Raw genomic sequence first — 6,588 nt, forward strand, 5'->3', positions numbered from 1 at the left:
ATTTTTTGTTTTATAAAGATTAGGAAGTGTATTTGTTCAGAACCGCTGCCACGGCACCGGGACCGGCAATCAACCCTTGGAAATACCGACAGACTATGGTATCCATACCGAGGGCTTTCAGGTCTACGCCCCAGATGGAAGCATCCGACAGCACATTATCAAGAACTGCTTCTACATCAGTGGAAGCTCCCAGAGAAATACCACTGACTATAGCAGTTAACTCCTGCAGGCGGGGATCGGAGCTTAAAGTAAATGCCTTGCCGTTATCATCTACTCCCATGAGATATCTTAACCACCCGGCAAATACCAGGGGAATGAACTTCAGATCCCCTACATTCAGCTTCGGATCCGCAGCGTAGGCTTTGATGGTCTCTCCAAAACGGATCGCCAGCTTCTGTGAGGTGTCTGTGGCAATTCTCTGGGGAGTATCCGGCATGAAGGGATTGGGGATACGTACATTTAATACGGTATCCAGGAATTCCTTAGGGTCTAAGATGCCGGGATTTACAACTACAGGTAATCCTTCGGTATATCCGATCTGCTCTACCAGCTTCTTCAGACTCGGATTTTTCATTTCCTCTGAGATCAGAGTATATCCCATAAGGCATCCGAACACAGCCAGAGCAGTATGTAGCGGGTTGAGACAGGTGCAGACCTTCATCTTTTCCACTTTGTCCACAGTCTCTCTGGTCGTGAAGATAAGACCGCCTTTTTCTAATGCCGGACGACCATTCGGAAAATTATCCTCAATGACCAGATATTGACATTCCTCCGCATTAACAAAAGGTGCCACGTAAGTATGTTTACCGGTGATGACTGGATCTAATTCCTCCACACCATCTTTTTTCAGGAGTGCTTCGATAGAAGCATCCGGTCGGGGGGTGATCTTATCGATCATGGTCCAAGGGAAAGAGACCTTGCCGCTTGTCTTGATATAGCTTTCGAAATCTTTATCTGCCAGACCGTTCCGAGACCAACCATCAGCAAAAGCACCGATGGCTGCTGCAAGTTTATCACCGTTATGAGAGCAGTTATCCATGCTTACCATGGCAATCGGCTTTTCTCCTGCAAGAAATCTTGCATATAATAGAGATGCTACTTTTCCAATATAACTGATGGGAGCCTCAGGACCAGCAGCCAGATCTGTAGCGACCAGGGGAGTAAACTTACCATCTGCACCATAGAGATTATATCCTTTTTCTGTAATGGTGAAGGAAGCCATCTGTAAACTGTCAGCGGAAAAAATCTCCTTCAGACGCTGAAACTGTTCTGCGTTATCAGAATCCAGTGCCAGAGACTCTACAACACTGCCGATGATCGTCTTTTCCACCGTACCGTTAGCTTTTAATGTCACAAGGATACTATAATCATCATGTGGATGATTCATTTTTTGAATAATCTCATAATCATAGCCTTCCGCTACCACCAGACCTCTGTCGAGGACTCCCTGATTCAACAGATCCTGAACGACATTAGCCTGAAATGCGCGGAAGATGTTACCGGCACCGAAATGAATCCAGAAAGGGTTCTCGCTGGTTGCTTTTGTAACGGTTTCACGATCATACTCCGGCAGAGAATAACCTGCGTTTTCCCAGGACTTTCTATCTTTTAAACCTTCATTATTTAGTCTCATAGCGAGCAGCTCCTTTCTCAATAGCCTCCCACAGACCGTTCAGATAAGTTGCACCAAGGGCACGATCGTACAGACCGTAACCGGGCATTGCCACCTCACCCCAGATCATACGACCGTGGTCGGGACGGATGGGACCGTCGAAACCGATCTCATACAGAGCACGCATGATCTCGTACATATCGAAGGTGCCGTCAGAGGACAGATGCGCCGCTTCCTCGAAATCAGTGGGACTGTTGAACTTCAGGTTGCGGACATGGGCAAAATGAATGCGCCCCTTCAGGGAACGGATCATATCCGGCAGGTCATTTCCCAGATTGGTGCCGTAGGAACCGGAACAGAAGGTGACACCGTTATGAGGATTGTCTACCATCTGCATCATACGCAGGATGTTTTTCTTATTAATAATGATACGAGGCAGACCGAACACACTCCAGGCGGGATCATCGGGATGAATTGCCATGTTAATATTGTATTTATCGCATACCGGCATGATCCGCTCCAGGAAGTACTTCAGATTCTCGAATAATTTTTCATCATCGATATCCTCATACATTGCAAAAAGCTCTTTGATATGCGCCATGCGCTCCGGTTCCCAGCCGGGCATTATGGTACCGTTGGTATCTCCGGCGATGGAAGCGAACATTTCTTCAGGATTAATAGCGTCTACCGCTTCTTGGGTATAAGCTAAGACTGTGGAACCATCAGGACGTTTTCTGGCAAGCTCGGTTCTCGTCCAGTCAAAGACCGGCATGAAATTATAGCAGACCAGGTGAATATCTTCTTTTCCCAGATTTTCCAAAGTCTGAATATAGTTGTCAATGTAGAGATCACGGTCGGGAGCACCTGTTTTGATCGCATCATGTACATTGACGCTTTCGATTCCGGAGATATGCAGTCCGGCAGCGGCTACCTCCGCTTTCAGAGCGGCGATACGTTCTCTGCTCCAGACCTCTCCGGGGGCAGTATCGTATAAAGTAGTGATAACTCCGGTGACTCCCGGAATCTGTCTGATCTGAGATAAGGTTACGGTATCGAATTTGGATCCGTACCATCGTAAAGTCATTTCCATAAGGGGAATTACCTCCATTCATTTAATAATTTTATTATATTTTTTTCATGGAAAAAACAAAGTGAAAGAATTGTTACATATATTGCAAAAGTTGCTGTGCTGATTTATTATGAGATAAAAGGATGCTGCTCCAATATGCAATTCTGTCAGAAACTGAGGTCCGGTATGAAGAAAAAATTGCAGACTGCCTTTACCACAAGACAATACATGCTTTCCAAAGACTTTGAAATCTACTATTATAATGAAAAATATACCTCCAAGATCGAGATACATACCCATAATTATTATGAATTTTATTTTTTCATAGAAGGGGATGTCCAAATTCAGATTGAGAACGAGATCTATCCGTTAAAATGTGGAGACATGGTGATCATACCTCCGGGACGCAGGCACAGAGCCGTTGTGGAGCAGTCAAACTGTCCCTATCGCCGTTTTGTATTCTGGGTCAGCAGGGAATACGCAGGAAACCTGATGGAACAGTCTGCGGAATACGGTTTCCTGATGCAGCAGGCCCAGGTGCAGGGCAAGCTGATCTATTCTCATGACGTGGTGGAATTTAATACGATACAGTATAAAATTTTCCAGCTGATTGAAGAGACCCAGATGGAACGATACGGAAGAGAAGCCAGGATACCGCTTTTAGTGAGTGATCTGATCCTTCATCTTAACCGCGAGATCTACGAAAAGGAACATCCGGTAAAAATCAAGGAGGAAAACCTATATCAGAATCTGATCTATTATATAGAACAGAACCTGGAGGAGGATCTCTCCCTGGAAAAACTGTCTTCCGTATTTTTTGTGAGTCGATACTATATCGCACATATTTTCAAGGAACAGGCAGGAATTTCCGTACACCAGTACATCCTGAAGAAAAGAATGCAGGCATGCAGGGAAGCAATCCTGGGCGGTGAAAATATCAGTAAGGTTTACGAGCGCTACGGATTTCAGGACTATTCCAGCTTCTACCGTGCATTCCGGAAGGAATACGGGATGTCACCCAAGGAGTATCGGGAGGAACAAAAAGTTATTTTTAAATGATAATCGTTAAAATGAGAGAAAACGGAACCCGGAAGAAAAACGAGGTGGCATAATGTCGGGGAAAAACTTTATTTTACATCAGACAACCAGTCTGCAGCGCGAAATACAAAATACAAAAGCGGTAGAATGTGCCTGCGCCAGATTTAAGAGAGATATGGAAATGACACTGGAGGCTTCCGCCCAGGAGGGCGGTACTGTGATATTGCGACAGAAGAAACTGGAGCCGGAGGCATATGAGATGGAAGTATCCGAAGATACGGTCGTAATCTATGGAAGTAATGACCGCTCTTTTATCTATGCACTCAATGAACTCAGTGAAAAATATCTGGGGATTCTGCCGTTCTGGTTTTGGAATGACCAGGAAATCAAAGTAAAACCTTATGTAAAAATTCCGTGTGGACATTATCAGTCGGAAGAAAACAGAATCCGTTATCGCGGCTGGTTTATCAATGATGAAGTGCTGATCAGTCACTGGACAGCAGGCGTGTCGAAGGAATATCCCTGGGAAATGGTATTTGAAGCGCTGCTTCGCTGCGGTGGTAATCTGGTGATTCCCGGAACGGATAAAAATTCAAAAATTTATGCTCCCATTGCATTGGATATGGGACTGATAATCACGCATCATCATGCGGAACCTTTGGGGGCGGAAATGTTCCTGCGAGCTTATCCGGATCTGGAGCCTTCCTATCTGAAATACAAGGATTTATTTGAAGGGCTGTGGAAGGATGCCATAGAGAGACAGAAGAATGAGGAAGTCATCTGGAACATCGGATTTAGAGGACAGGGAGATGTCCCTTTTTGGGAGAATGACCCTGCCTATGATACTCCTGAAAAACGTGGAAATCTCATCAGCAGCATCATGCAGGAACAATATGACATGATCAGAGAGCAGATCCCGGGGGCAGTGTGCTGTACTAACCTGTATGGGGAGATTTTGGAATTGTATCGCGACGGTCATCTGCAGATCCCTGAAGATGTGATCATGATCTGGGCAGATAATGGTTATGGCAAGATGGTCTCCAGACGTCAGGGTAATCATAATCCAAGAGTGCCAGCGTTGCCGGAAAAAGGCGACAAAGGTCTGCAGGGAATCTATTATCATGTATCGTTCTATGATCTGCAGGCAGCCAACCATATCACCATGCTGCCAAACTCTATGGAATTTGTGGAAAAAGAATTGAACGATGCCATGGATCATGGAATTACAGATCTGTGGGTTATCAATGCTTCCAATATTAAGCCTCATGTATATCCGCTTTCTTTTATAGCCAACTTGTGGAAAAAGAAGGCACTGACAGCCGGAGAACACAGAAAAATTTATATCCGGGAGTACTATGGAGCGGATTGCACGGAGGATCAGCTGACATGCATGGAGCAATGCATTAGCAGATATCCGGATGCTATGCTGTCCTTTGGTGAAAGAGAAGACGAACATGCAGGAGAACAATTCTATAATTATGTCGTCCGGGATTTTATCTATGGATGGATGAGGGACGGAGCAGCCGCACCGGTAGAAGAATTGTTCTGGTGTACCGGAGAATCTGCATTTGATAAGCAGATGGACTGGTTTGAATCAAAATGCAATGCGACCTGTGATAAAATAGAGCAATTGTATCATCATTGCGCTGTGGTCAAAGGCAGTGAACTGTGGAAGGATTCTGTATTACTGCAGACGGAGATTCATAAATATTGTCTGAAGGGAAGTATACTGTTTGCGGAAAGCTTCCGGACTTATCAGAAGAAGGAGTATAAAAAGTGTTTCTTTTTGTTGGGAAATGCTATAGAGGCATATAATGCGGCTGCCAGTGCCATGAGAGAGAGGGAACATGGAAAATGGACAGGTTTCTATGCGAATGACTGCCTGACAGATGTGAAGGAGACGGCTTATTGTCTGAAACGGCTGATGGGTTATGTAAGGAATCTGGGAGATGGACCGGATTTCAATAAATGGCAGAGAGAAGTGACCTATTCCGAGAATGACGCTAAAGTCGTTCTGATTACAAATATGGAAAACCATATGACTGACTGGGAGTTATACCTTGCCGGAAAAAACATGCAAGGGTAGAGGGGATACAAAAAACAAATAGTAGAAATAGTTGTAACAATTAAATGATTTTAAACACAATTTTGGAAGAAAACTGTATTCAATGCAAATGAGAAAAAGCCCGGAACCATGATAAAATGGGCTTTTTCTCATCTGAAAAAAATATAATAAAAATTGTGTAAAAATGTGTTGACAATAGTAATCCTTTTTGTTAGAATAGCTTTTGTCGTCAGGTAAACGACAGAGATGACAAGAAAATGGACACACATTCGGAGAGATATCGAAGTGGTCATAACGAGGCGGTCTTGAAAACCGTTTGTCCGAAAGGGCGCGTGGGTTCGAATCCCACTCTCTCCGCTAGGCATTCGTGCCGCCGATCATTATATAGATTATCAGAATCAACTATCTGGAGAAGTACCCAAGAGGTTGAAGGGACACCCCTGGAAAGGGTGCAGGTCGTTAATAGCGGCGCGAGGGTTCAAATCCCTCCTTCTCCGTTAGCTGTTGGTGAATGTCAAAAACACTTGAAAAAAAGTAGTTGACAAACAGAGATTGCTGTGATAAACTATCAAAGCTGTCGCTGAAACAACAGCAAAGCTTCTCATAAAAGAGAGGTTATGATCTTTGACAAATAAACAGTAATGCAACCCTGAAAATTCCAAGATTTTCAGAGAAATTCATGAACAAGCAGATCGATCGAAAGATCGAGAAGCTACCCGAATTAACAGTAAACAATGCCAGATAAAACTGGCAGGAAAAAACTTTTTAACATGAGAGTTTGATCCTGGCTCAGGATGAACGCTG

General features: G+C 44.3%; 4 protein-coding genes and 2 tRNA genes. 4 read left to right on the plus strand and 2 right to left on the minus strand.

Annotated elements, in window-relative coordinates; all coding sequences use genetic code 11:
- Positions 1 to 19: 19 nt before the first annotated feature.
- Together FYJ59_RS13280 and uxuA are read right to left on the minus strand one after the other, a co-directional pair.
- A complete protein-coding gene (locus FYJ59_RS13280) occupies positions 20 to 1,633 on the minus strand; it encodes a mannitol dehydrogenase family protein (protein WP_154498683.1) in 1,614 nt (537 codons plus the stop codon).
- Positions 1,620 to 2,702, minus strand: a complete 1,083-nt coding sequence (gene uxuA / locus FYJ59_RS13285) for a mannonate dehydratase (RefSeq protein WP_154498695.1) — start codon at positions 2,700 to 2,702, stop codon at positions 1,620 to 1,622. The genes FYJ59_RS13280 and uxuA overlap by 14 nt, the downstream gene beginning before the upstream one ends.
- A 165-nt stretch (positions 2,703 to 2,867) precedes the next feature.
- Between uxuA and FYJ59_RS13290 the strand changes: the two genes are divergently transcribed.
- From FYJ59_RS13290 to FYJ59_RS13305, 4 genes are all read left to right on the plus strand, one after another.
- A complete protein-coding gene (locus FYJ59_RS13290; RefSeq protein WP_154498697.1) occupies positions 2,868 to 3,740 on the plus strand; it encodes a helix-turn-helix domain-containing protein in 873 nt (290 codons plus the stop codon).
- Positions 3,741 to 3,792: 52 nt separating this feature from the next.
- Positions 3,793 to 5,805: a glycosyl hydrolase 115 family protein gene (locus FYJ59_RS13295; RefSeq protein WP_154498699.1), complete on the plus strand. Its 2,013-nt coding sequence runs from the start codon at positions 3,793 to 3,795 to the stop codon at positions 5,803 to 5,805.
- 250 nt (positions 5,806 to 6,055) lie between these two features.
- Positions 6,056 to 6,141: transfer RNA gene (locus FYJ59_RS13300), tRNA-Ser, on the plus strand.
- Between the two features lie 51 nt (positions 6,142 to 6,192).
- Positions 6,193 to 6,281: transfer RNA gene (locus FYJ59_RS13305), tRNA-Ser, on the plus strand.
- Positions 6,282 to 6,588 lie beyond the last annotated feature (307 nt).

Source organism: Waltera intestinalis (genome assembly GCF_009695995.1).
Lineage (GTDB): Bacteria > Bacillota > Clostridia > Lachnospirales > Lachnospiraceae > Acetatifactor > Acetatifactor intestinalis.

What these genes read in the sequence shown, in the direction of transcription:
- FYJ59_RS13295 (WP_154498699.1), top strand. Translation starts at nt 3,793, where the DNA reads ATGTCGGGGAAAAACTTTATTTTACATCAGACAACCAGTCTGCAGCGC.
- FYJ59_RS13290 (WP_154498697.1), top strand. Translation starts at nt 2,868, where the DNA reads ATGAAGAAAAAATTGCAGACTGCCTTTACCACAAGACAATACATGCTT.
- FYJ59_RS13280 (WP_154498683.1), bottom strand. Translation starts at nt 1,633, where the DNA reads ATGAGACTAAATAATGAAGGTTTAAAAGATAGAAAGTCCTGGGAAAAC.
- uxuA (WP_154498695.1), bottom strand. Translation starts at nt 2,702, where the DNA reads ATGGAAATGACTTTACGATGGTACGGATCCAAATTCGATACCGTAACC.